This window comes from Streptomyces sp. NBC_00659 (assembly GCF_036226925.1).
In the GTDB taxonomy this organism is placed as follows: Bacteria; Actinomycetota; Actinomycetes; order Streptomycetales; family Streptomycetaceae; genus Streptomyces.
The window spans coordinates 2,400,133-2,424,316 of record NZ_CP109031.1; the positions used below are offsets into that span (position 1 = coordinate 2,400,133).

Annotated in this window: 21 protein-coding genes; 7 read left to right on the forward strand and 14 right to left on the reverse strand. The window is 71.6% G+C overall.

Annotated features, from left to right (window positions below; all coding sequences use genetic code 11):
* Positions 1 to 102: 102 nt before the first annotated feature.
* Both OG410_RS10355 and aroH read right to left on the reverse strand, forming a co-directional pair.
* Complete coding sequence (locus tag OG410_RS10355; protein WP_329298849.1) at positions 103 to 1,188, reverse strand: prephenate dehydrogenase; 1,086 nt, start codon at positions 1,186 to 1,188, stop codon at positions 103 to 105.
* Complete coding sequence (aroH, locus tag OG410_RS10360; protein ID WP_329298850.1) at positions 1,185 to 1,547, reverse strand: chorismate mutase; 363 nt, start codon at positions 1,545 to 1,547, stop codon at positions 1,185 to 1,187. Before aroH ends, OG410_RS10355 begins: the two co-directional genes overlap by 4 nt.
* A 252-nt stretch (positions 1,548 to 1,799) precedes the next feature.
* Here aroH and OG410_RS10365 point away from each other — a divergent pair, with 252 nt between their 5' ends.
* From OG410_RS10365 to OG410_RS10380, 4 genes are read left to right on the forward strand one after another with little or no spacing between them, the layout of a single operon-like run.
* On the forward strand, positions 1,800 to 2,483 hold the full coding sequence (locus OG410_RS10365; RefSeq protein WP_329298851.1) for a hypothetical protein: 684 nt from the start codon (positions 1,800 to 1,802) through the stop codon (positions 2,481 to 2,483).
* Positions 2,484 to 2,509: 26 nt separating this feature from the next.
* Positions 2,510 to 3,094: a DUF6529 family protein gene (locus OG410_RS10370; RefSeq protein ID WP_326788647.1), complete on the forward strand. Its 585-nt coding sequence runs from the start codon at positions 2,510 to 2,512 to the stop codon at positions 3,092 to 3,094.
* Positions 3,091 to 3,501 carry a Rieske (2Fe-2S) protein gene (locus tag OG410_RS10375; protein ID WP_329298852.1) on the forward strand — a complete coding sequence of 137 codons (411 nt, stop codon included), beginning with the start codon at positions 3,091 to 3,093 and terminating at the stop codon, positions 3,499 to 3,501. Before OG410_RS10370 ends, OG410_RS10375 begins: the two co-directional genes overlap by 4 nt.
* 21 nt (positions 3,502 to 3,522) lie before the next feature.
* Positions 3,523 to 4,347: a nucleotidyltransferase domain-containing protein gene (locus OG410_RS10380; RefSeq protein WP_329298853.1), complete on the forward strand. Its 825-nt coding sequence runs from the start codon at positions 3,523 to 3,525 to the stop codon at positions 4,345 to 4,347.
* On the opposite strand, the gene OG410_RS10385 is transcribed toward OG410_RS10380, so the two are convergent.
* The 12 genes from OG410_RS10385 to OG410_RS10440 form a co-directional block, all read right to left on the reverse strand.
* Positions 4,315 to 5,133, reverse strand: coding sequence for a nucleotidyltransferase domain-containing protein (locus tag OG410_RS10385; protein WP_329298854.1), 819 nt, complete (start codon positions 5,131 to 5,133; stop codon positions 4,315 to 4,317). The two genes, OG410_RS10380 and OG410_RS10385, sit on opposite strands and share 33 nt — an antisense overlap.
* Positions 5,134 to 5,136: 3 nt before the next feature.
* Positions 5,137 to 6,159, reverse strand: a complete 1,023-nt coding sequence (locus OG410_RS10390) for an ADP-ribosylglycohydrolase family protein (RefSeq protein ID WP_329298855.1) — start codon at positions 6,157 to 6,159, stop codon at positions 5,137 to 5,139.
* A gap of 11 nt (positions 6,160 to 6,170) precedes the next feature.
* Complete coding sequence (locus OG410_RS10395) at positions 6,171 to 6,914, reverse strand: NUDIX hydrolase (RefSeq protein WP_326788642.1); 744 nt, start codon at positions 6,912 to 6,914, stop codon at positions 6,171 to 6,173.
* Positions 6,915 to 7,215: 301 nt separating this feature from the next.
* On the reverse strand, positions 7,216 to 8,520 hold the full coding sequence (locus tag OG410_RS10400) for a pseudouridine synthase (RefSeq protein ID WP_329298856.1): 1,305 nt from the start codon (positions 8,518 to 8,520) through the stop codon (positions 7,216 to 7,218).
* Positions 8,520 to 9,176 carry an SMC-Scp complex subunit ScpB gene (gene scpB, locus OG410_RS10405; RefSeq protein WP_326788640.1) on the reverse strand — a complete coding sequence of 219 codons (657 nt, stop codon included), beginning with the start codon at positions 9,174 to 9,176 and terminating at the stop codon, positions 8,520 to 8,522. Before scpB ends, OG410_RS10400 begins: the two co-directional genes overlap by 1 nt.
* The gene (locus OG410_RS10410; protein WP_329298857.1) at positions 9,173 to 10,441 is read right to left on the reverse strand and encodes a segregation and condensation protein A; all 1,269 of its coding nucleotides are present in this window, start codon (positions 10,439 to 10,441) and stop codon (positions 9,173 to 9,175) included. The genes scpB and OG410_RS10410 overlap by 4 nt, the downstream gene beginning before the upstream one ends.
* 18 nt (positions 10,442 to 10,459) lie before the next feature.
* On the reverse strand, positions 10,460 to 11,038 hold the full coding sequence (locus tag OG410_RS10415; protein WP_329298858.1) for a hypothetical protein: 579 nt from the start codon (positions 11,036 to 11,038) through the stop codon (positions 10,460 to 10,462).
* Positions 11,023 to 12,150: a ParA family protein gene (locus OG410_RS10420; RefSeq protein WP_329298859.1), complete on the reverse strand. Its 1,128-nt coding sequence runs from the start codon at positions 12,148 to 12,150 to the stop codon at positions 11,023 to 11,025. Before OG410_RS10420 ends, OG410_RS10415 begins: the two co-directional genes overlap by 16 nt.
* Before the next feature lie 437 nt (positions 12,151 to 12,587).
* The gene (gene ald / locus OG410_RS10425) at positions 12,588 to 13,712 is read right to left on the reverse strand and encodes an alanine dehydrogenase (RefSeq protein ID WP_329298860.1); all 1,125 of its coding nucleotides are present in this window, start codon (positions 13,710 to 13,712) and stop codon (positions 12,588 to 12,590) included.
* A gap of 161 nt (positions 13,713 to 13,873) precedes the next feature.
* Positions 13,874 to 15,955 (reverse strand): tetratricopeptide repeat protein, encoded by a 2,082-nt coding sequence (locus tag OG410_RS10430; RefSeq protein ID WP_329298861.1) that lies wholly within the window; start codon positions 15,953 to 15,955, stop codon positions 13,874 to 13,876.
* Positions 15,956 to 16,171: 216 nt separating this feature from the next.
* Positions 16,172 to 16,798 carry an NUDIX hydrolase gene (locus OG410_RS10435; protein ID WP_329298863.1) on the reverse strand — a complete coding sequence of 209 codons (627 nt, stop codon included), beginning with the start codon at positions 16,796 to 16,798 and terminating at the stop codon, positions 16,172 to 16,174.
* A 120-nt stretch (positions 16,799 to 16,918) separates the two neighbouring features.
* Positions 16,919 to 18,586 carry a CTP synthase gene (locus OG410_RS10440; RefSeq protein WP_329298864.1) on the reverse strand — a complete coding sequence of 556 codons (1,668 nt, stop codon included), beginning with the start codon at positions 18,584 to 18,586 and terminating at the stop codon, positions 16,919 to 16,921.
* A gap of 548 nt (positions 18,587 to 19,134) precedes the next feature.
* On the opposite strand from OG410_RS10440, the gene OG410_RS10445 reads away from it, so the two are divergent.
* The 3 genes from OG410_RS10445 (at position 19,135) to OG410_RS10455 (ending at position 24,167) form a co-directional block, all read left to right on the forward strand.
* The gene (locus OG410_RS10445; protein WP_329304079.1) at positions 19,135 to 20,937 is read left to right on the forward strand and encodes a glycoside hydrolase family 15 protein; all 1,803 of its coding nucleotides are present in this window, start codon (positions 19,135 to 19,137) and stop codon (positions 20,935 to 20,937) included.
* A 107-nt stretch (positions 20,938 to 21,044) separates the two neighbouring features.
* Positions 21,045 to 22,439, forward strand: a complete 1,395-nt coding sequence (locus tag OG410_RS10450; protein WP_329298866.1) for an FAD-binding oxidoreductase — start codon at positions 21,045 to 21,047, stop codon at positions 22,437 to 22,439.
* Between the two features lie 99 nt (positions 22,440 to 22,538).
* Positions 22,539 to 24,167: a PucR family transcriptional regulator gene (locus OG410_RS10455; protein ID WP_329298867.1), complete on the forward strand. Its 1,629-nt coding sequence runs from the start codon at positions 22,539 to 22,541 to the stop codon at positions 24,165 to 24,167.
* Positions 24,168 to 24,184: the final 17 nt, after the last annotated feature.

Sequence of the window (24,184 nt, forward strand, 5' to 3'; positions counted from 1 at the left end):
TGCGGGACGCGATCGCGCCCCGCACAAGGTTACCGGCCCCGCGGACCCCGTATTACTGGCCCTTCCCGGCGGCGGTATCGCCGGCCCTTTCCGGCGGCCGTCTCACTGGCGCAGCGCCCAGCCCCGCTCCCGCAGTGCCGCGCCGAGCACCGGCACCGCCTTCGGCTCCACCATCAGCTGCACCAGACCGGCCTGCTGACCGGTCGCGTGCTCGATGCGTACGTCCTCGATGTTGACGCCGGCCATCCCCGCGTCGGCGAAGATGCGGGCGAGCTGACCGGGCTGGTCGTCGATGAGAACGGCCACGACCTCGTAGGCACGCGGCGCGGAGCCGTGCTTGCCGGGGACACGGACCTGGCCCGCGTTGCCGCGCCGCAGGACGTCCTCGATGCCCGTGGCGCCCTGGCGGCGCTTGGCCTCGTCGGAGGACTGGAGGGCACGCAGGGCCTGGACCGTCTCGCCGAGGTCGGCGGAGACGTCCGCGAGGAGGTCGGCGACGGGGCCCGGGTTCGCGGAGAGGATGTCGATCCACATCCGGGGGTCGGAGGCGGCGATCCGCGTCACATCGCGGATGCCCTGCCCGCAGAGCCGTACCGCCGTCTCCTCCGCGTGCTCCAGGCGCGCGGCGACCATGCTGGAGACCAGGTGGGGCATGTGCGAGACGAGCGCCACGGCGCGGTCGTGGGCGTCCGCGTCCATGACGACGGGCACGGCACGGCAGTGCGACACCAGTTCCAGGGCGAGGTTCAGGACCTCGGTGTCCGTGTCCCGGGTCGGGGTGAGCACCCAGGGCCGGCCCTCGAAGAGGTCGCCGCTCGCGGCCAGCGGACCGGACTTCTCGCGGCCCGACATGGGGTGCGTGCCGATGTACGGGGTGAGGTCGAGGCCGAGCGCCTCCAGCTCGCGGCGGGGACCGCCCTTGACGCTGGCGACGTCGAGATAGCCGCGGGCGAGACCGCGCCGCATGGCGTCCGCGAGGGTCGCGGCGACGTGCGCCGGCGGTGCGGCGACGATCGCGAGGTCGACGGGCCCCTCGGGTGCCTCGTCCGTGCCGGCGCCCAGCGCGGCCGCCGTACGGGCCTGCTCCGGGTCGTGGTCGGCGAGGTGGACGACGACGCCGCGGGAGGCGAGCGCGAGGGCCGCGGACGTGCCGATCAGCCCGGTTCCGATGACGAGCGCGGTCCTCACTGGGCGATGTCCTTGCGGAGCGCGCCCGCGGCGCCCAGGTAGACGTGCACGACCTCGGCGCGCGGCCGGTCGGACTCGATGTGGGCGAGAACACGGACCACCCGGGGCATCGCGCCCTCGATGTCCAGTTCCTGCGCGCAGATCAGCGGGACGTCGACGATGCCGAGCTTGCGCGCCGCCGCGGCCGGGAAGTCGCTGTGCAGATCGGGTGTCGCGGTGAACCAGATGCTGATCAGGTCGTCCGTGGTGAGCGCGTTGCGCTCCAGGACGGCGGTGAGCAGCTCGCTGACCTGCTCGTCCATGTGGGCGGCCTCGTCCCGTTCCAGTTGGACGGCGCCCCGGACCGCTCGTACCGCCACGGTGATGCTCCTCACTGATCTGTGTGCACGACGTGTCACACCAGCGTAGTCAGCCCCGGGGCGCCGGTGTGCGGCGCCCGCCTGACGAGACGAGGCTGGGTGCGGGATCCGGCCGGGACCGGCTGCCCGGACGCGGTGATGTCACCCGAATCGCCCCATTCCACTGCTTCTGGCGAGAATGCGCCCGTGCGCCTCTGGACTCGGGCGCGCGCGTCCGCTCTCATGGCAGGAGACCGCCCAGGGGAGGACCGGATGAAACGACCAGGGCCCCTTCTCACCCTCCTCGCGGGGCTGGTGTTCGGCGTGTTCCTGCTGACGCTCAACGCGACGACGGGGACGAAGAGCACGTCGAACCCGTACGGGGAGGCGTCGCCGGGCGTCTCGGTGTCGGCCACCGCGCCACCGGGCTCCGCCTCGCCGTCGCCGTCGCCGAGCCTCCCGCCGAGCCCCTCGGCGTCCCGCAGTGCCGTTCCCAACGCCGACTACGCGGGCCGTACCGACGACGACACCTCAGCGGTCGCGGTCTCCCTGCGGGGCGGCAAGGCGATCGCGTACTTCTGCGACGGGCACGACAAGGAGTCCTGGCTGAAGGGTGCCGTCGAGGACGACGGGACCATGAAGCTCACGGGCAGTCACGGCGACGAGCTGAACGGAACCCTCCAGGGCGACAAGCTGATCCGCGGCACCGCCGATGTCGGCGGGCAGCGGTACGCCTTCACGGCCGACAGGGCCGTCAAGCCCTCCGGCCTGTACCGGGCGACGGCCACCGTGCGCGGCGCGAAGGTCGACGGCGGCTGGATCGTGCTGCCCGGCGGACGGCAGGTCGGCGTCGTCGAGCGCGACGGCACCCCTTCTGCGGCACCGTCGATCGACCCGGAGACCGGCGCCGTGACGATCGACGGCCAGAAGATCATCGCCCGCCCTGTCACCCCCTGACCGCCTCTTTCCACCGGGAGCCGTTCATGACCGTGGACCCGAACGCCGCCACCCAGGGCTTCCCCTCCCCGCCGCCCGGCCACGGCCGCGCCGACGCGGCCCGCTACCTCGTCCCGGCCCTGGTCGCCGCGGCCGTCGCGGTCGGCCTCGGTGTCTACGGCAAGGTCCACGACCCCACGGGAACGGCCTTCAATCTCGCCGGTTTCAGCAGCACGGGCGCCGTGAAGTCCTGGCTGGCGACGACGGCGTTCTTCTTCGCCCTCGTCCAGCTCGTCTCGGCGCTCATGATGTACGGGAAGCTGCCGGGCCCGGGCTGGGCGGCGAGGCTGCACCGGTGGTCGGGACGGATCGCGTTCCTGGTGGCGGTACCGGTCGCGGTCCACTGTCTGTACGCGTTGGGCTATCAGACGTACAGCACACGCGTCATGTGGCACTCGCTCCTGGGGTGCTTCTTCTTCGGTGCCTTCAGTGCCAAGATGCTGCTGCTCCGCTCGGAGCGCCTGCCCGGCTGGCTGCTGCCCGTCGTCGGCGGACTCGTCTTCGCCGTGCTCACCGCCGTCTGGCTGACATCCGCCTTCTGGTTCTTCCGTACGTTCGGAGTGACGACATGACCGACCGCTCGACGCGGCGCACCGTGATCCTCGCCGCGGGGGCGTCCGCGCTGCTCGCGGGGTGCAGCGAGTACGGCGACAAGAACAGCTCCCCGGACGAGTCGCCGAAGGCGTCCAGCGGACAGCAGCTCGCCACGACGAGTGACATCCCGGTCGGCGGAGGCACGATCTTCAAGGACCAGAAGGTCGTGGTCACCCAGCCGGCGAAGGGCGACTTCAAGGCCTTCTCGGCGATCTGTACGCACGCGGGCTGCACGGTGAACAAGGTCGCGGACGGCACCATCGACTGCCCTTGCCACGGAAGCAAGTTCAGTGTCGAGGACGGGGCGGTGAAGGCCGGCCCCGCGCCGCGTCCGCTGCCCGCGGAGAAGATCACGGTGGAGGGAAACTCGATCCGCCTGGCGTGAGACGGCCCGTAGGCTCCGGACATGCGCTCCGAAGCCCCCGTACCCCACGCGGCCCCGACAGGTCCGCCGGCCCCGGCACAGCCTGCGTCCTCCGCTCTCGCGGGGTCGCCCGTGCCGTCCGGCTCGCCCGCCCCGGCGGTACCGGAGGCCGGGATCCCGCTGGTGCGGGACCACACGGTCTACTCCTGTGTGATGGGGTCACGCGCCTTCGGGCTGGCCACGGACGGCAGTGACACGGACCTCCGGGGCGTCTTCCTCGCCCCGACCGCGCTGTTCTGGCGGTTCGAGAAACCTCCGACCCATGTCGAGGGCCCGGCGCCGGAGCAGTTCAGCTGGGAACTGGAGCGGTTCTGCTCGCTCGCGCTGCGCGCCAACCCGAACATCCTGGAGTGCCTGCACTCCCCGCTCGTCGCGTACGTGGACGACACCGGCCGCGAACTCCTCGACCTGCGCCAGGCTTTCCTCTCCCGTCAGGCGCACGAGACGTTCACCCGCTACGCCCTGGGCCAGCGCAAGAAGCTGGAGGCCGACGTCCGTACGCACGGCGCCCCGCGCTGGAAGCACGCCATGCATCTGCTGCGCCTGCTCATGAGTGCGCGCGATCTGCTGCGCACCGGCGCCCTGACGATCGAGGTCGGGGAGGAGCGCGAGCCGCTGCTGGCGGTGAAGCGGGGCGAGGTGCCCTGGAGCGAGGTCGAGCGCTGGATGCTCCGGCTGGCCACGGAGGCCGACGAGGCGGCCGTCGGCAGCCCGCTCCCGCCCGAGCCCGACACCGCGCGCGTCGAGGACTTCCTGATCCGGGTCCGGCGGGCCTCAGTGCTCCGGGAGACCGCCGGAGACCGTTAGTCCTCCCGGGACCACGTCCTGGCCTCCCCCGAACCCGTCCAGCCGGACCCTGACCACGAAGGCCTGCAGAGCGTCGTACGCGGAGGCGGCGTCCGGCAGTTCGGAGGCCTCCTGTGCCTCGTCGAGGAGTACGTGCAGCCGCTCCACGTCCTCCTCCACACGGGCGCGCGGGATGTCCGCGGGCCCGTGTTCCCGTTCCGCCTTCGCGGCGATCAGGTCCGCGAGATACGCGGGAGAGGCGATCTGCCCGGCCAGCGTGGGCAGATCGGCCTGCACCTCCCCGCTGCGCATGAGGTGGATGCCGGTGAGCAGCACACGGAACGTGTAGAGCAGCGGCTTGAGTTCGCCGCTCTTCTCGAAGAGCCGCCACTGTGTGGCCGCGAACCCCCGGTAGTGGTGGGCGTGGTGACGGGTGACGACATCGGGGGCGAGCGAGATCAGCTCACGGTGTTCGTCGCTCGTGCGCACGACCAGCGGCGACAGGAGCTGCTCCAGCACATAGCCGTTGCGCCGCAGCATGAGGCGTACGAACTTGCGCAGGTCGTGGGTGACCAGGTCCATCTCGGTCCCGTCCCGGAACCACATGCGCGACCGGGTCTCCTCCGGCTCGCCCAGCCCGACGAGGGCGGCCGTCGGCAGCACATGGACACCGCGCAGGTCGACGTCGGAGTCGCGGGACGGGAAACCGTACAGGTGCGCTCCGGAGACGGTCGCGAAGAGCACGGGGTCGGGCTGTTCGCCCACCACGCTCGCGAGGTCGGCGCCGGGACCGAGGACGTCTGTCATGGCTCAAGCATCCCAGAGCGCTCCCAGCGACATGAGGTCGCTCTGGTACTCGACGCGGTCGGCCCAGTCGGTCGGCCAGGCCTCGGAGCCGTGGTGGGCGCCCGCGAACGCCCCGGTCAGGCAGGCGATGGAGTCGGAGTCGCCCGAGGTGCAGGCGGCCCGGCGCAGCGCGGTGACGGGTTCGTCGACGAACATCAGGAAGCACAGCAGGCCGGTGGCGAACGCCTCCTCGGCGATCCAGCCCTCACCGGTGGCCAGGCAGGGGTCGTCCTCGGGCGACGCGGTCCGCACGGCCTGGCGGAGGTTGTCCAGGACGGCGATGCACTCGTCCCAGCCGCGGGAGATGTACGCCTCGGGTGTGGCGTCGTGGCAGAAGGTCCACAGGTCGCCGAGCCAGCGCGAGTGGTAGCGGTGCCGGTTCTCGTGCGCGTACGCGAGCAGCAATCCGATCAGTTCCGCGGGCCGGGCGCCCTGGGAGAGCAGCCGGACGGTGTGCGCGGTGAGGTCCGAGGCGGCGAGCGCGGTGGGGTGGCCGTGGGTGAGCGCGGCCTGGAGCTGGGCGGCGCCGGCGCGCTGTTCGTCGCTGAGTCCGCGGGCGAGCCCGACGGGCGCCACGCGCATGTTGGCGCCGCAGCCCTTGGAACCGGTCTGGCTGGCCTCCTGCCAGCGGCGGTTCTCGTCCTTGAGGAGGTCGCAGGCGACCAGGCAGGTCCGGCCGGGGGCCCGGTTGTTCTCGGGCGACTGGTACCAGTCCACGAACTCCTCGCGGACCGGCCGTTCCATCCGCAGCGGGCCCAGCAGTCCGCGGTCCATGGCGGTGCGCAGTCCGTTGGCGAGCGCCAGGGTCATCTGGGTGTCGTCGGTGACGATCGCGGGCCTGGGCAGCGCCATCTGCCGCCAGGGGCCGAACTTCTCGAGGATGGCGGGCACGGTGTTGAACTCGGTGGGGAACCCGAGCGCGTCTCCGAGGGCCAGGCCGATGAGGGAACCGGTGGCTGCGCGTTTGGTCAGGGTCGTGCTGGTCATCGGGGCCGTCCTTACGAGGTGGGACGCAGCAGTGGTGGGTGCAGAACCTTGGCGCCGCCCGCGCGGTAGAGGGCGGCGGGTTTGCCGCGGCCGCCGGTGAGGCGTGCGGCACCGGGGACCTGCTCGACGAACCCCGGCGTGGCGAGGACCTTGCGCCGGAAGTTGGGCCGGTCGAGCGTGGTGCCCCACACCGTCTCGTAGACGTGCTGAAGCTCCCCGAGGGTGAACTCGGGCGGGCAGAAGGACGTGGCGAGGCAGGAGTACTCCAGCTTGGCGCCCACGCGTTCATGGGCGTCGGCCAGGATCCGGTCGTGGTCGAAGGCGAGCGGGCCGAGCGCGTCGAACGGCAGCCACCGGGCCTGCGCCGCGTCGCCGCCGCCGTGCGGTTCGGGCGGGTCGGGCAGCAGTGCGGCGAACGCGACGGAGACGACCCGCATACGGGGGTCGCGGTCGGGTTCGCTGTAGGTGCGCAGCTGCTCCAGGTGGAGTCCCGAGAGGTCCGACAGGCCGGTCTCCTCGGCGAGTTCACGCCGTGCGGCCGTCTCGGCGGACTCGCGGGGCAGCACGAAGCCGCCGGGCAGGGCCCAGCGGCCGGCGTACGGTTCCCGGCCCCGCTCGATCAGCAGGACCTGGAGTGCGCCCGCGCGTACGGTCAGGACGGCCAGGTCGACGGTGACGGCGAAGGGCTCGAAGGCGTACTTGTCATAGCCCTCGGGTGCCTCACCCCCCGGCGCGCGGTCTTCCCCTGTCGCCACCCTCGCGCCCCCTTTTTATGGTCACCTTGACCATGGTCATTACGACTATAAAGGGAGCGGGGGGTGTCAACAAGGCTTTCGGCCGGTGCAGTTGTGACTCCCGGAGCCGGCGCGGGAGCCACGGCCTCCGTTCCGGGCCGGGAGCGCGGACGGTTTGCTCCGTTCACTGGTACAGACCGGCGGGGAACCGGGAAACGAATCGGCCGGCCCCGGAGAAGTTCCGGGACCGGCCGTGTCACGCGCGGGATGTCCGCGGGCCGCGGGAGCCGTGGGGCTCCCGGGCCTCAGGGGGCTTCCGGGGTCAGAGACCGACCTCGGCCATGAGCATGCCGACCTCGGTGTTCGACAGGCGGCGCAGCCAGCCCGACTTCTGGTCGCCCAGGGTGATCGGGCCGAAGGCGACGCGCACCAGCTTGTCGACCGGGAAACCGGCCTCGGCGAGCATGCGGCGCACGATGTGCTTGCGGCCCTCGTGCAGGGTCACCTCGACGAGGTAGTTCTTGCCGGTCTGCTCGACGACACGGAAGTGGTCCGCCTTGGCGTACCCGTCCTCCAGCTGGATGCCGTCCTTGAGCCGCTTGCCCAGGTCGCGCGGGATCGGGCCCACGATGTGCGCGAGGTAGACCTTCTTCACGCCGTACTTGGGGTGGGTCAGGCGGTGCGCCAGCTCGCCGTGGTTGGTGAGCAGGATGACACCCTCGGTCTCGGTGTCGAGCCGGCCCACGTGGAAGAGCCGCGTCTCGCGGTTCGTCACGTAGTCGCCGAGGCACTGGCGGCCCTCGTTGTCCTCCATCGTGGAGACGACACCGGCCGGCTTGTTCAGCGAGAAGAACTGGTACGACTGCGTCGCGACCGTCAGGCCGTCGACCTTGATCTCGTCCTTCTCCGTGTCGACGCGGAGCCCCTGCTCCATGACGATCTCGCCGTTGACCTCGACCCTGGCCTGGTCGACCAGCTCCTCGCAGGCACGCCGGGAGCCGTAGCCCGCTCGCGCGAGGATCTTCTGGAGGCGCTCGCCCTCCTCCTCGGCGCCCGGGAACGTCTTGGGCAGCTTGATGTCCGGCTTGCCCGCGTACCGGTCCCGGTTGCGCTCCTCGGTCCGCGTCTCGTACTCACGGGAGCGCGCGGGCTCGGTGCGGCCGCCGCGCTGCTGGCCCTGCTTGGGGCCGCCCTTGGCGCCACCGCGCGCGGAGGCTCCGCGACCGGACTTCGGGCCTTCGTGCGTGCCGCCGGGGCCTACGTCGTAGCGACGCTCCTCGGGACGGGGCTTGCTGGGACGCTTCGGCTGGTCGTCGCGCCCCTGCGCCGAGCTCCTCGGCTGGAAGCCGCTCCCGCCGGTTCCCCGCGAGCCGCTCCCGCCGCTGCCGCGCGAGCCGCCGCCGCTCCCGCCGCGCGAGCCACTGCCACCGCCGGCCCCACGCGAGCCACCGCCGCCACCGCCGGCCCCACGGGAGCCACCGCCGCCACCGCCGGCCCCACGGGAGCCACCGCCACCGCCGCCGGCCCCACGGGAGCCACCGCCACCGCCGCTCCCGCCGGTTCCCCGCGGGTTGCCGCGCCCGCTGTTCCTGCCACTGCCGCCACTGCCGCTGCCACTGCTTCGCATCAAAGTTCCGTCGTCGTCGTGTCGTCTGCGTCTGCGTCCGGTGCATCCGGATCGAACGACGGGACCCCTTCCAGCGTCTCGGCCTCGATCGCGTCCGCCTCGGGGAGGAAGGGCGCGAGCTCCGGGAGCTCGTCCAGACCACGCAGGCCCATTCGCTCCAGGAAGTAGTTCGTCGTCGTGTACAGGATCGCACCTGTTTCGGGTTCCGTGCCCGCCTCCTCGACCAGACCGCGCTGGAGGAGGGTCCGCATCACACCGTCACAGTTGACTCCGCGGACCGCGGAGACCCTGGACCGGCTGACCGGCTGGCGGTACGCGACGACGGCGAGCGTCTCCAGGGCCGCCTGGGTGAGCCGGGCCTGCTGGCCGTCCAGGACGAAGCGTTCGACGGCGCTCGCGTACGCGGGACGCGAGTAGAAGCGCCAGCCGCCCGCGATCAGTCTGAGCTCGAATCCGCGGCCCTGGACGGTGTACTCGTCGGCCAGGGCGCGCAGCGCGTCCGCGACCTGCCGCCGGGGCCGCTCCAGGATCTTGGCCAGGTGTTCCTCGGTGGCCGGCTCGTCCACGACCATCAGGACGGCCTCCAGGGCGGCCCCGAGATCGAGGTCGGCGACGGTGGGCGGCCCCGCGGGGGTGCCGGTGCTCTCCTCGCTCACGCCTTCTCCTTCTCGCTCCCGCGCCCTGCCGCGTCCTTCGCCCCGCCCTTCGCCTCGCCCTTCGCCGTTTCCGCCGGCCGGTCGAACTCGTCCGTCACCCGCGGACCCTCGCCGTCCACCCCGCCCGTCCAGCGCACCAGGAGGTCCCCGAGAGCCTCCTCCTGGTCCAGGGCGACGGCCTTCTCCCGGTAGAGCTCCAGCAGGGCCAGGAAGCGGGCGACCACGGTGAGGGTGTCGTCGGTGTCCTCCACGAGCGAGCGGAAGCTCGCCTCGCCGAGTTCCCGCAGCCGCGCCATCACGATCCGGGCCTGTTCCTGCACGCTGACGAGCGGCGCGTGGATGTGGTCGACGTACACCTGGGGCTTGGGCCTGGGCTGCATCGCCTTCACGGCGAGCCTCGCGAAGCCCTCGGCCCCGATGCTGATGACGACCTCGGGCAGCAGTTCGGCGTACTGCGCCTCCAGGCCGACGGTACGGGGGTAGCGGCGGGCCTCCTCGTCGAGGCGCGCGTTGAAGATGTCCGCGATCTGTTTGTACGCGCGGTACTGCAGCAGCCGCGCGAAGAGCAGGTCCCGTGCCTCCAGCAGGGCCAGATCGGCCTCGTCCTCGACCTCGGCGGCGGGCAGCAGCCGGGCCGCCTTCAGGTCGAGCAGGGTCGCCGCGACGACCAGGAACTCGGTCGTCTGGTCGAGATCCCAGTCCGGGCCCATCGCCCGGATGTGTGCCATGAACTCGTCGGTGACCTTGGACAGCGCCACTTCGGTCACATCGAGCTTGTGCTTGGAGATGAGCTGGAGCAGCAGGTCGAAGGGCCCCTCGAAATTCGAGAGCCGCACCTTGAAGACACCGCTCCCGGAATCGGCGGGAGCGCCGCCGGAATCCTCGTCGGCCGAGGGGGCCTCTCCGGCGCCCGCGCCGTCCGTACCGGGCCGCGGGGGGTCGCCGGGTGCCGTGGGCGCCTCGGTCGTCCCTCCGCCGCCCTCGGGCGGCTCCGCCGGCCCTTCCGGCGCCACGGAGGGCGCGGTGGGGCCTTCAGGCGTCCCCGGGGGCTCGGCCGGTGTCCCGGGCCCGCCGGGCCTCCCGGCGCCCTCCCGGGGCGTCTCGGGCGGCTCTGCGGGGGCCTTCGGGGGTTCGGCCGACGGGCCGGGCGGGACGGAAGGCTCAGGCGGTGCCTCGACCGGCCCCGGCGCGGTGCCGGGACCGCGCCCCAGCGCGCGCCGACGGCCGCCGGAGGCGGCTGACGGGGGCGGGACGTTCGAGGTCATAACCGTCGAAGGCTACCGCTACCGCCCGCGCAGTCGCCGGACGAGAATGCTCGCGTCCCCGCGGGACTCCAGATCCGCCAGGACCACGGCGACCGCCTCGCGGACGATCCTCCCGCGGTCGACGGCGAGACCGTGTTCGCCGCGGAGCACCAGGCGCGCGTGTTCGAGGTCCATCAGTTCCTCGGCGGACACGTACACCGTGATCTTCTCGTCGTGCCGTTCCCGCCCGCTGGGCCGGCGGTTCGCGGCGCGTCCCCGCTTGCGGGACGACTGCACGGACGTGGAAGGGGCGGCAGAACCTTCCTGCGCCGGCCGGCCGCGCCCCGAACGGTCCGGGGCGCCGGCCCGGCTGCGGGACTCCCCCGCGTCGGACGACTCGGTGCCGGCGGCGACGTGTTCGTCGCCCTCGCCGTCACCGCCCTGGACGGGTACCGACTGGGGCGCGTCCTCCCCGGCCGCCGCGTCGCTCTCGCCGGCCGGAGCCGGCACCCGGGCCTCGCCGTTGGTGCGGCGGCTGGGGGTGGACGACTGGAGCGCCATGCCCCCGGTGGTACGGAACAGTTCGTCGGCCCCCGGCAGACTCACTCGGCGTGACACCGGGCGAGCACCTCCCTGGCGAGCTGGCGATAGGCGGCGGCGCCGACGGAGTTGGAGGCGTAGGTGGTGATCGGCTCACCGGCGACCGTGGTCTCCGGGAAGCGGACGGTCCGGCCGATCACGGTGTGGTAGACGTGCTCGTCGAAGGCCTCGACGACGCGCGCGAGCACCTCACGGCTGTGCACCGTGCGGGAGTCGTACATCGTGGCGAGGATGCCGTCGAGCTCCAGATCGGGGTTGAGCCGTTCCTGGACCTTCTCGATCGTCTCGGTGAGCAGCGCGACACCGCGCAGCGCGAAGAACTCGCACTCCAGCGGCACGATCACCTTGTGTGCCGCCGTCAGCGCGTTCACGGTGAGCAGGCCGAGCGAGGGCTGGCAGTCGATCACGATGTAGTCGTAGTCGGCCAACAGCGGCTTCAGGGCGCGCTGGAGCGTGGACTCGCGGGCGACCTCGCTCACCAGTTGCACTTCGGCGGCGGACAGGTCGATGTTGCTGGGCAGCAGGTCCATGTTCGGGACCGCCGTCTTCAGGAGCACCTCGTCGGCCGCCATGCCCCGCTCCATGAGCAGGTTGTAGACGGTGAGGTCGAGCTCCATCGGGTTGACGCCGAGTCCCACGGACAGCGCGCCCTGCGGGTCGAAGTCGACGAGCAGCACCCGGCGTCCGTACTCCGCGAGCGCGGCACCCAGGTTGATGGTCGACGTGGTCTTGCCCACGCCGCCCTTCTGGTTGCACATCGCGATGATCGTCGCGGGGCCGTGACTGGTCAGCGGACCCGGGATCGGGAAGTAGGGCAGCGGGCGCCCCGTCGGGCCGATGCGCTCACGGCGCTGACGGGCCGCGTCGGGCGCGAGCGTGGCCGCGTACTCCGGATCGGGCTCGTACTCGGCGTCGGGGTCGTAGAAGTGCCCCTCGGGCAGTTCGTCGTAGTCGGCGAAGTGGGTGTGGTTCCCGCCACTTCCGTTGCCGGCCATGGCGTTCACGTGATGGCCATCCATGCTCGGGTGTGCTGTCTGAGTCGTCCGGGGACTCTGATGGGCTGCGAAGGTGCGGACAGCGACGGAGCCGACAGCCTCGAGCCCCGTGGGGCTCTGGCCCCGCGCCGGCATTCCTGGTTGACCACCCCCGGGAGTAAATGTCGACTCATTCACAAGTCGTCTTACCTCCTTGGTGACCAGGGAACTTCTCGATAGGTCAGCGTGGCACCATGCCGACGATTGGCGACTCTATGGCGTGTCACCGCTCCGCAGCAACACAATCCGCCGGACCCGACCCGATGTGTCGGCAACCGAACATCCCTCTGTCAAGGGCGTAAGGCCGTCGCACGGCAGGTTTCACCGGTGTGCGAATCGGTTGAAGAGTTACGTTCGTGGCGAGTTGAACGAGTGCCGCAAAGTGACCCGACACACACCGGGCCGGACCTTGTCGGGCAAGGTCCGGCCGGGTGTGCGTTGTTGACGACCCGTGTTGACGTATCGCCTTTTCTCGGCGCCGAGTCGACAGCCGATGCCGGCCCCCGGAGTCACCCCCGGAGCCGTCGGGAAACTCAGCCGAGCAGGCTCTCCAGCGCGACGTGCTCCAGCCCGTGGGCCTCGGCGACCTCGCGGTAAACAACCTTGCCGTCATGGGTGTTGAGGCCCTTGGCCAGTGCGTTGTCACGGCGCAGGGCCTCGGTCCAGCCGCGGTCGGCGAGCTCGACGATGTACGGCAGTGTGGCGTTGGTCAGCGCGTACGTCGAGGTGTTGGGGACCGCGCCGGGCATGTTGGCGACGCAGTAGAAGACCGAATTGTGGACCGGGAAGGTCGGCTCGGCGTGCGTGGTGGGACGCGAGTCCTCGAAGCAGCCGCCCTGGTCGATCGCGATGTCGACAAGGACACTCCCGGGCTTCATCCGCGCGACGAGCTCGTTGGTGACCAGCTTCGGCGCCTTGGCGCCGGGGATCAGGACGGCACCGATCACGAGGTCGGCCTCGAGGCAGGCCTTCTCCAGCTCGAAGGAGTTGGACATGACGGCCTTGACCTTCGTGCCGAAGATCTTGTCGGCCTCGCGCAGCTTGTTGATGTCGCGGTCGAGCAGCGTCACCTCGAAGCCCATGCCGATGGCGATCTGCGCGGCGTTCCAGCCGGAGACACCGCCGCCGATGACGACGGCCTTGGCCGGCAGCACACCCGGGACACCGCCGGGCAGGACGCCGCGGCCGCCGTTGGCGCGCATCAGGTGGTAGGCGCCGACCTGCGGGGCGAGACGGCCCGCGACCTCGGACATCGGGGCGAGCAGCGGCAGGGCGCGGTTCGGCAGTTCGACGGTCTCGTAGGCGATCGCCGTGGTGCCGGACTCCAGGAGGGCGTCCGTGCACTCCTTGGAAGCGGCCAGGTGCAGGTAGGTGAAGAGCGTCTGGTCCTTGCGGAGGCGGTGGTACTCCTCCGCGACGGGCTCCTTGACCTTCAGCAGCAGGTCGGCGGTGGCCCAGACCTCGTCGGCGGTGGACAGGATCTGCGCTCCGGCGGAGACGTACTCCTCGTCCGTGATCGAGGAGCCGACACCGGCGTTCTGCTCGACGAAGACCTGGTGGCCGTGGCGCACGAGCTCGTGCACACCGGCGGGGGTGATGGCCACCCGGAACTCGTTGTTCTTGACCTCGCGGGGGATGCCGACCTTCACGTCGATCACGGTCCTTGACTCAGAGGGCTCTGGGGAATGCATGCCGAGGCGATGCAAGCCAGGCAATGCATGTCATACCCGACGCACGGGAGCACACCGGGAGACACCACGGAAGAACGCGGCGGAGCCAGTCTAATGAAGGGATTCCCGCTGTCTAGCCTTTCAATGCGTCAATCTTCAGCGGATGAACTGCGGATTTCGTAGGCGTTAGCGTCGCGTTCCCCTCCGGACGCACTCTCCGGGAGCTCATCTCCCAGCATGCGCTCGGCCGCCGCTCGGTGCAGCCGGGCGGCCGCCGGGTCGCCGAGCCGGTCCAGGGTGTCGGCCAGCCTGACCTGGAGCGCGGCCTGCAGACGTACGTCGTCCGCGCGGCGCGCCCACTCGACGGCTTCCTGGCAGGTGCGCAGCGACTCCTCGGGACGTCCCGCGTACTCCTGGACCCGGGCCATCTCGCTCAACGCCCTTGCCTGGGAGGCGACATCACCGTTCTTGCGGTGCCAGGCGACCGCGGCGCGCCAGTTGACCTGCGCCTCTCCGTAGCGGCCCGCGTAGGTGTGCGCGGTGGCGATACGCCCGTACAGCCGGGCGGCGTCCACGCGCTCGTCCCGGGCGAGCCGCTGGGCGAGCGCCCTGCCGTACCAGTCGGCGGCCCGGTCGTGGTCCCCGAGTTCCTGATGGGCGCCGCCTACGGATTCCATCGCGCGGCCCGTCGCGTACGGGTCGTTCGCCTCGCGTCCGGCGTCCAGTGCGGCCCGGTAGCGGGCGAGGGCGTCGGTCCCGCGGCCGGTCTGCGCGTCGAGGTCGGCGAGATTGAGCAGGGCCGCCGCCTTCTCGCGCGGCAGGTTCCGGCGCTCGGCGACGTCCAGCACGAGACGGTGGATGCCGTACAGGTCGGACGCCGCGGCCCGGGTGCCGAAATGAGCCGCCATCGCCCGCACCAGGGCCGCCATCAGCCGCCGGGCGAGGGTGTCCAGCTCCCCGTCGGCGACCGCCAGCCGCGCCGAGGCGAGCAGCGCGGGCCGGCGCACCCGCAGCCAGTCCTCGGCCGCCCCGGGACCGGAGAAGCGCAGGGCGCGCGGCATCCCCGCGAGCTTCTCCCGGGCGGGCGAGCTGTCGGTCTCGGTGATGGCACGGCAGGACACCAGGAGCCGTACGGTCCGCTCCAGCATCCGGGCGCGGGCCAGCTGCACCTCCGCGGCCCGGTCATGGGTGTCGACGAGCGTCCGGAGCAGGGGATGGAGGCAGCCGGGAACCTCGTACTGCGGCAGCTCCGAGGGGACCGCCCGCACCAGGCCGAGGCCGACGAACTCGTCCAGCGTGGTGTGCGCCGTCTGGACCGAGCAGCCGGCCAGCGCGGAGGCGGTGTGCGGGTCGACGAGGCCCGCGGGGGCCAGCGAGAGCAGTCGCAGTATCCGCGCGGCGGTACCCGCCAGGGAGGCGTACGAGAGCCGGAACACGCGGTCCAGCGGTGTGCCGTCCTCGCCCTCGGTGCGCAGCTGCTTGGCGAGATCGGAGACGGCGGCGGCGGGGCGCGCGGCGAGCCAGCCGCCGGCCAGCACCAGGGCGGTCGGCTGGCCCGCGCACAGTTCGACCAGTCCTTCGGCGGCGAGCGGGTCGACGGTGATGCGGACCGAGCCGGTGAAGTGGCCGAGGAGTTCGAGGGCGGACTTGGTGTCCAGGCCGCCGAGCGTGCAGGGGCGGACGTCCGCGATTCCGGTCAGCGGCCCGCCGGAGACGGCGACGACCAGGCAGTCCGGGGAGTCGGGCAGCAGCGCGTCGACCTGCCCGGCGTCGGCGGCGTCGTCGAGCAGGAGCACCGCCCGGCGGACCGCGAGGGCCTCGCGCAGCCGCTCGCCGAGGTCGTCGGCGTCGGCTCCGGGGGGTGCGGACAGGCCGAGGGCGGTGAGCAGTTCCCGCGCGGTGGCCTCGGTGGGCACCTGGGTGCCGTCGGGTTCGGTGAGACGGGCGCGCAGTATGCCGTCGGGGTAACTCTCGGCGACCTGCGCGGCGAGCTGGGCCGCCAGCGCGGTCCGGCCGGAGCCGGGCTTGCCCGCGATGAGCAGCACCCGGGCCCGCGGGGCCTTGCGGCCGGCGATGGTGTCGAGGCCGGCGCGCTCGATGTCCGCCCGGAGTTCCTTCAACTCCCTTGTACGGCCCAGGAACTGACTCTTCGTAGGAGGGGACCCGGCAGCCGGCCGCTGCCCCTGGGACGACACCTTGGTGCCACCGCCGTCCACCGCCTGATCCGCCACGGGCCACGCTCCCGTTCCACCGCACGCGCAAGCCCGCCGGGACTCCGGTACGGGCGTTTCCCGAGCCTAGTTCACGCTCTGCGACGATCCGTGCGGAGCGCGGCGGCGATATCCCCCGATCGGATCAGGCGATCGTAGGACCGGTGCCCCCGGACGGGCGTACGCGGCCCGTCCGAGGCGGGCTTCCGGGACGGCACGGCCGCCCGGAGGCGGACGTCAGGCCTCGAAGGGGCGCGCGGGCCAAGGCGCGTCGGCCGGGCGCAGGGCGTCGAGTCCGGCGCCGTGTCGCGCGGCGAGCAGCGAGAGGACGCCCACGACCAGGCAGTTGTTGTGCAGGTCGCCGGCGAGCACACCGCTGACGAGTTCACCGAGGGGGACGCGGGCCAGTTCCATGTCGGCCTCCTCGTCCTCGACCTCGAACCGCTCGCCCTCCGCCTGGGAGAGGTCACGGGCCAGGAAGATCCGGATGGCTTCGTCGCAGCCGCCGGGCGTGGTGTAGACGTCGGTCAGCACGCGCCAGGTCTCCGCCTTGACGTGCGCCTCCTCGTAGAGCTCGCGCTGGGCGGCGTGCAGCGGGTTCTCGCCGGGGATGTCGAGCAGGCCCGCCGGGATCTCCCACAGCTTGTGGCGCACGGGGTGGCGGTACTGGCTCAGGACCAGGACACGGTCCTCGTCGTCCAGGGCGAGCACGGCCACGGAGCCCGGGTGGACCTGGTAGTCGCGGCGGGCGACGGATCCGCCGGGCATGACCACGTCGTCGGTGCGCACCGAGGTCTTGTTGCCCTTGAAGGGGGTCTCGGTCGCCCGGACCTCCCACTCCTCGGGGGTGTCCTTGATCGTCATGGCCTGTCCTCCCACGCGCAAAAAAAAGAGTCCGGTCCGGTGACGGAACCGGGGCACGCGCCCGCGGGAACTCCCGCGGACCCGCGCCCCGGTCACCGTACAACCTGGTGCTACTTGGCCCTACTTGCCCGTCTTGCGTGCCACCGCGGCCTTGACCAGGCCCGCGAAGAGCGGGTGCGGCCGGGTCGGACGGGAGCGCAGCTCGGGGTGCGCCTGGGTCGCGACCAGGTACGGGTGGACGTCGCGCGGGTACTCGACGTACTCGACGAGCTTGCCGTCCGGGGAGGTGCCGGAGAACTGAAGGCCGGCCTTCTTCTCCAGCTCGGCGCGGTAGGCGTTGTTCACCTCGTAGCGGTGACGGTGCCGCTCCTCGACGTACTCCTTGCCGTCGTACACCTCGCGCACGATCGAGCCCTCGGCGAGCTTGGCCGGGTACATGCCCAGGCGCATGGTGCCGCCCATGTCGCCCTCGCCCGCCACGATGTCGAGCTGCTCGGCCATCGTGGAGATGACCGGGTGTCCGGTGCCGGAGTCGAACTCGGTGGAGTTGGCGTCGGGGATGTCGGCCAGGTTCCGCGCGGCCTCGATCACGATGCACTGGAGGCCGAGACAGAGGCCGAGCAGCGGGATCTTGTTCTCTCGGGCGTACTGGATCGCTCCGACCTTGCCGGAGACGCCGCGGTCGCCGAAGCCGCCGGGGATGCAGATCGCGTCGACGTCGCCGAGCTGCTTGGCCGCGCCCGCGGGGGTCTTGCAGTCGTCCGAGGTGACCCACTTGATCTTGACGCGGGCCTTGTTGGCGAACCCGCCGGCGCGCAGCGCCTCGGTGACCGAGAGGTAGGCGTCGGGCAGGTCGATGTACTTGCCGACGAGCGCCATGGTGATCTCGTGGACGGGGTTGTGGACACGGTCGAGCAGATCGTCCCAGGTCGCCCAGTTCACGTCGCGGAAGGGCAGGTCCAGCTTGCGGACGACGTAGGCGTCCAGGCCCTCGGTGTGCAGGACCTTCGGGATGTCGTAGATCGACTTGGCGTCGATCGCGGCGACCACGGCGGCCTCGTCGACGTCGCACATCAGCGAGATCTTGCGCTTGATGGCGGTGGGCACCTCACGGTCGGCCCGCAGCACGATCGCGTCCGGCTGGATACCGATGTTGCGCAGCGCCGCGACCGAGTGCTGCGTCGGCTTCGTCTTCAGCTCCCCGGCGGGGCCGATGTACGGGAGGAGCGAGATGTGCACGACGAACACGTTGTCGCGGCCGACCTCGTGACGGACCTGGCGGACCGTCTCCAGGAAGGGCAGCGACTCGATGTCGCCGACCGTGCCGCCGACCTCGGTGATGACGACGTCGACGTCGTCGGTCGCCATACGGCGGATGCGGTGCTTGATCTCGTTGGTGATGTGCGGGATGACCTGCACGGTGTCACCGAGGTACTCGCCGCGCCGCTCCTTGGCGATGACGGTGGAGTACACCTGCCCGGTGGTCACGTTGGCCGAGCCGTCCAGGTCCACGTCGAGGAAGCGCTCGTAGTGCCCGATGTCCAGGTCCGTCTCGGCGCCGTCGTTGGTGACGAACACCTCGCCGTGCTGGAACGGGTTCATGGTGCCCGGGTCGACGTTCAGGTACGGGTCGAGCTTCTGCATGGTGACGCGCAGACCCCGCGCCTTGAGCAGCGCGCCCAGGCTGGAGGCGGTCAGGCCCTTGCCGAGGGAGGAGGCGACACCCCCGGTGACGAAGATGTGCTTGGTCGTCGTGGCTGTGCTGTTTCGAAAAGCACTGGGCGGCATGGCCAAGAGGGGGCTCCCGTGGTCGGTCTGGGGTGCGTGCCGGCGTGGGGCCCGGAGATTTCCGGGGGTTGCCGTCGCTGCGGTTCGGGGGTTTCTTGCCCACCGGTCCACGGGCTACCAGGGTATCAGCGACCGGACGAGGTCGCTTCCGGCCACGCTCCGCGCACACCTGAGCACCCGGCTCGGCACACAGCTCACACACCGCTCACTCGATCGGCTCAGCCGGGTTGTACGGAGCGGCACGCGGATCTTCCACGTGCGTCGTATCCTGCTCGGACACTCGCTGCCGAGCCCCTCCGGCACACGGCACCATCCCGTACGTAACCGGAACAAAGAGGGCCTGTCAGTTCGTTCGAAACGACAATCGCATCGCCCATCGCACCGACAACCGGCGTTTCGCAGCGACGCACGACGGACGTCCCCCATCATCGACGTTCCGCAGTTACCGACTCCCATTGCCTACTGTTTTTGCAGTACCTACGTTCCCTTTGACCGCAAGAGCGACCGCCCCGCGAAGGGGCGCCGTGGCCGTTCGACTGGAGATGCACGTGGCCGGGCGCATCGAGGACTACGCACTCATCGGAGACATGCAGACAGCCGCGCTGGTCTGCCGGGACGGCACAGTCGACTGGCTGTGCCTGCCCCGCTTCGACTCCCATGCCATCTTCGCGGGACTGCTCGGCACGGAGGATCACGGCTTCTGGCGGCTCGGTCCCGCGCACGCCGCCGACGCGCAGCCACCCGCGGCCTCGCGCCGCCGGTACCGCGGCGACTCGCTGATCCTCGAATCCGAGTGGGACACACCGCGCGGCACGGTCCGGGTGACCGATTTCATGCCCCCACGCGACGGCGCGCCGCAGCTGATCAGGATCGTCGAGGGCGTCACGGGCCGGGTGCCGATGCGCTCCACGCTGCGCATGCGGTTCTCGTACGGCCGCGTCGTGCCCTGGGTGCGCCGGCACGAGGGGCGCACGGTCGCGGTCGCCGGACCCGACTCGGTCTGGTTCGACACGAACTGCCAGACGTACGGCAAGGACCTGACCACCTACGCCGACTTCACCGTGGCACCGGGCGAGCGCATCGCCTTCACCGTGTCGTGGGAGCCCTCGCACAAGCAGCCGCCGCCGCTGCCCGAGCCGGAGCAGTCGCTGGAGGCGACCGAGGACTTCTGGCGCGACTGGGTCGACCAGTGCACGTACCACGGCCCCTACCGCGAGGCCGTCGTCCGCTCCCTGATCACGCTGAAGGCCCTGACCTACGCGCCCACGGGCGGCATCGTCGCCGCGCCCACCACCTCCCTCCCGGAGGAGATCGGCGGCGTACGCAACTGGGACTACCGCTACACCTGGCTGCGCGACGCGGCCATCACCCTCTCCTCGCTGCTGCGCACCGGCTATCGCGAGGAGGCCCGCGCCTGGCGCGAGTGGCTGCTGCGCGCGGTCGCCGGCGACCCGGAGAACCTCCAGATCATGTACGGCATCGCCGGGGAACGGGAGTTGGGCGAGGCCGAACTCGACTGGCTTCCCGGGTACGAGGGTTCGACGCCCGTCCGGGTCGGCAACGGCGCCGCGCACCAGCTCCAGCTCGACGTCTACGGCGAGGTCACCGAGGCCCTGCACCTGGCCCATATGACGGGCCTGTCCCGCAACGACTACGCCTCGCTCCTCCAGTTGAAGCTGATCCGCTACCTGGAGACCCACTGGGACCAGCCGGACGAGGGGATCTGGGAGGTCCGGGGCCCGCGGCGGCACTTCGTGCACTCCAAGGTGATGGCCTGGGTCGCCGTCGACCGCACGATCAAGCTCATCGAGTCCGGGGACGCGCACGGCCCGCTGGAGAAATGGCGCGAACTGCGCGACGACATCCACCGGGACGTGTGCGAGAAGGGCTACGACCAGGAGCGGAACACCTTCACGCAGTCCTACGGCTCGAAGGAGCTCGACGCCTCCCTGCTGCTCATCCCGCAGATGGGCTTCCTGCCGCCGGACGACAAGCGGGTGATCGGCACCATCGAGGCGATCCAGCGCGAGCTGTCCACCTCCGACGGCTTCATCCTGCGCTATCCGACCTCCGGCGAGAACGCGGGCGTGGACGGTCTGGCGGGCGACGAGGGCGCCTTCCTCGCCTGCTCGTTCTGGATGGCCGACGACCTCGCGATGATCGGCCGGGTCGACGAGGCCCGCAAGCTCTTCGAGCGTCTGCTGGCCCTGCGCAACGACCTCGGTCTGCTGGCCGAGGAGTGGGACCCGCGTCTGCAGCGCCAGGTCGGGAACTTCCCGCAGGCCTTCAGCCACGTCCCGCTCATCGACACGGCCCTGCGGCTGACGGCGAGCGGGGCGTACGGCGGCTGAGCCGGCCCGTGCCGGGCGCGTGGGGGATCCGTCCCCGACGCGCCCGATGCGCCGTACCCGCCTAGCCTGGGAGGAGTCCTGTCCCCTCATGGAAGGGGGCTGCCTCCATGGCTCCCCTTTCGAAGGCCGGCGCGGCGCTGGCCGCGTTCCGCGCGGGTCTCTCCGGCGATGTGGTCACCCCCGACGATCCGGGGTACGACGAAGCCCGGACGATCTTCAACGCCATGATCGACCGGCGGCCCGCCGTGATCGCGCGGTGCGAGGGCGAGGCCGACGTGACACGCGCGGTGCGCTTCGCGCGTGACCTCGATCTGCCGATCGCCGTACGCGGAGGCGGTCACAGCGTCTCCGGCATGTCGCTCAACGACGGCGGTCTCGTCATCGATCTCAGCCGCATGCAGGCCGTCACCGTCCACCCCGGGTCCGAGACGGTCCGGGTCGAGGGCGGAGCCCTGATGAGCCATCTCGACCGGGCCACCCAGCCGTACGGCCTCGCGACCACCGGCGGCCGCGTCTCCACGACCGGCGTCGGCGGCTTCGTCCTCGGCGGCGGCAGCGGCTGGCTGGACCGCTCCTTCGGCCTCGCCGTCGACAATCTCCTCGGGGTCGAGCTGGTGACCGCCGACGGTTCCCCGGTACGCGCCACCGACCAGGAGAACCCGGAGCTGTTCTGGGCCCTGCACGGCGGCGGCGGGAACTTCGGCGTCGCCACCGCGCTGACCCTCAAGCTGCACCCGCTGCCCGAGTTCTCGATCGCCATGGTGATGTTCCGGCCGGACGCCGGCCCCGACGTCGTGCGCGTCTACCGCGAGATCGTCGAGAACGGCCCGCCGGAGGCGAGCGGCGGCGTCCTCTACCTGACCGGCCCGCCCGAGGAGTTCATGCCCGGGCATCTGGTCGGCAAGCGGCTGTGCGCCGCCCTCGTGGCGTACGCGGGCGGCGAGGAGGACATGCGCAAGGTCGCGCAGCCGCTGCTGGCGCTGCCGCACGAGGTCGAGATCGTCACGGCCCTGCCCTACCCCGACTTCAATTCCATGCTCGACGACCCGCCCGGCATGCGGAACTACTGGTCGGCGGAATACCTCACCGGCGCACCCGACGACTTCGTGGACGTCTTCTGCGCCCTCGGCGACGCCATGCCCGTCCCCACCGGCAACCAGCACGTGCTGTTCCCGCAGGGCGGCGCGATCGCCGCCGGACCGTCCCGGTTCCCGGTCCCCTACCGCGACGCGCCCTGGGCCGTGCACCCCTTCGGGATCTGGGAGGACCCGGCCGACGACGAACGGTGTGTCGCCTGGGTCAGGAAGGTCCGCGAGGACGTCCGGCCGTGGAGCACCGGCGCGGTCTATCTGAACTTCATCGGGGACGAGGGCACGGACCGCGTCACCGCCGGGCTCGGCGAGGACAACCTCAGGCGGCTGGCCGCGGTGAAGGCCGAGTACGACCCGGACAACGTCTTCCGCTTCAACCACAACATCGCCCCGGTACCGGCCGCCGCCTGACCTCGGCACTCACCCGGACACCGCCCGCGGCGGCTCCCCCGGCCGCCCGCCCCGGCCCGGAGATGCCTCCGCGAGCCGTCCGCGGGTAGCGTCCGCTCCATGGACAGCCGTTACGACACGCAGGGCGCCGGAATCACCGTGCAGCGGGCCCTCGAGCTGCCCGGACTGCGCAGCGGGCTGCCGGAGATCATCGCGGGGGCCGACCGGCTGCAGCGGACCGTGCGCTGGGTGCACGCGGGCGAGGTGCCGAACATCGCCTCGCTGCTCAAGGGCGGCGAACTGCTGCTGACCACCGGGTACGGTCTCGGCACCCGCCCGGCCGACCAGCGCGCGTTCGTCCGCACCCTGGCCGAACGCGGGATCGCGGCGCTCGTCGTGGAGCTCGGCCCGCGCTTCACCCGGCTCCCGGCCGCGCTCGTGGAGACGGCGCGTTCCACCGGTCTGCCACTGGTCCAGCTGCACCGTGAGGTGCCCTTCGTGACGGTCACGGAGGAGATCCACACCGAGATCGTCAACGGCCACTACGCGCTGCTCCAGCAGGCCGAGGAAGTGCACCGGCGCTGCACCGAGGCCCTGCTCGGCGGCGGCGGAGTGCCTCAGGTCCTGCGCATCCTCGCCGACTTCAGCGGCAACCCGGTCTTCCTGGAGACGGCCGACGGACAGCTCCTGTACGCGGCCGGGACCGGTTCCACGGGCGCCGACCCGCTCCAGGTCTGGGAGGGGCTGCGCGGCCAGCACAAGGAGGAGCCGCCCGCGGGAACCACCCTGGTGGACGTGCCCGGCGGCGGCCCCGGCACCGGCTCCGTACGGGCCCGCCTGGTGCTGCTGCCCGTCGGCGCTCCGGTCGCCCCGGTGCACCGGATCGCCGCCGAGCGGGCCGCCGGCATCCTGGCCGTCGTGCTGATGCAGGCCCGCCAGGAGGAGGAACTGGCGGCGCGGGGGCGCGGCGACTTCCTGACCGACCTGGCCGAGGGCCGTATCGAGGCCGAGGACGCGCCGGCACAGGCCCGGGTACTCGGCTTCAAGCCCGGCTCCGGCCCGCTTCTGCCGGTCGTGATGCGACTCGCCGACGGTCTCGCGCCCGGCGGCGGCTGGGCGGTCCTGGCCCGCGCCGTCGCCGAGGAGCTGGCCTCGGTGGGCGTCCCGGTGCTGCTGGGCGTACGTCCCGTCGAGGGCCGGGTCCCGCTGCTGCTGGGCCTGCGCTCGGAGTCGGAGCGGGGGGCCGTCGCGGACCGGGTCGCGGCGGCGCTGCGCGCCGGGGTGGAACGTGCGGGCATGCAGCGGCCCGGGGCACAGCCGCCGGTGGTGGTGGTCGGGGTCGCCGGGGGCTGGGCGGCCGCGTCGGCGGGTCTGCGGCACGCGGCGGAGACGGCGACGGCCGCACAGGGACTGTCGGACCGGCCCTGGTACGACGCACGCCGTCTGGACATCGACCTGCTGCTGTGGCGCCTGCGCGAGCACCCCGACCTGGCCGCCTTCGTGGAGCGCGCGATCGGCCCGCTCCGCGACCACGACGTCCGCTCCAAACCGCCTCTTCTTCCCACCCTCCAGACGTACTTGGCGCATGCGGGCCGCAAGGCGGAGACCGCCCGCGAACTGCATCTCAACCGGCAGACCCTGTACAACCGCCTCGCCAGGATCGGTGAGTTGCTGGGCATGGACCTGGACGACCCGCAGACGGTACTGGCGTTGAGTCTGGCGCTGCGGGCACGCAGACACGTTCCCTGAGGACGGCCCGCCTGCCC

Coding starts and splice junctions, on each gene's coding strand:
- OG410_RS10410 (WP_329298857.1), bottom strand. CDS start 10,441: ATGACCTCGAACGTCCCGCCCCCGTCAGCCGCCTCCGGCGGCCGTCGG.
- OG410_RS10385 (WP_329298854.1), bottom strand. CDS start 5,133: ATGACAGACGTCCTCGGTCCCGGCGCCGACCTCGCGAGCGTGGTGGGC.
- OG410_RS10375 (WP_329298852.1), top strand. CDS start 3,091: ATGACCGACCGCTCGACGCGGCGCACCGTGATCCTCGCCGCGGGGGCG.
- OG410_RS10365 (WP_329298851.1), top strand. CDS start 1,800: ATGAAACGACCAGGGCCCCTTCTCACCCTCCTCGCGGGGCTGGTGTTC.
- OG410_RS10380 (WP_329298853.1), top strand. CDS start 3,523: ATGCGCTCCGAAGCCCCCGTACCCCACGCGGCCCCGACAGGTCCGCCG.
- OG410_RS10455 (WP_329298867.1), top strand. CDS start 22,539: ATGGACAGCCGTTACGACACGCAGGGCGCCGGAATCACCGTGCAGCGG.
- OG410_RS10390 (WP_329298855.1), bottom strand. CDS start 6,159: ATGACCAGCACGACCCTGACCAAACGCGCAGCCACCGGTTCCCTCATC.
- OG410_RS10400 (WP_329298856.1), bottom strand. CDS start 8,520: ATGCGAAGCAGTGGCAGCGGCAGTGGCGGCAGTGGCAGGAACAGCGGG.
- OG410_RS10420 (WP_329298859.1), bottom strand. CDS start 12,150: ATGCCGGCGCGGGGCCAGAGCCCCACGGGGCTCGAGGCTGTCGGCTCC.
- OG410_RS10370 (WP_326788647.1), top strand. CDS start 2,510: ATGACCGTGGACCCGAACGCCGCCACCCAGGGCTTCCCCTCCCCGCCG.
- OG410_RS10440 (WP_329298864.1), bottom strand. CDS start 18,586: ATGCCGCCCAGTGCTTTTCGAAACAGCACAGCCACGACGACCAAGCAC.
- OG410_RS10450 (WP_329298866.1), top strand. CDS start 21,045: ATGGCTCCCCTTTCGAAGGCCGGCGCGGCGCTGGCCGCGTTCCGCGCG.
- OG410_RS10435 (WP_329298863.1), bottom strand. CDS start 16,798: ATGACGATCAAGGACACCCCCGAGGAGTGGGAGGTCCGGGCGACCGAG.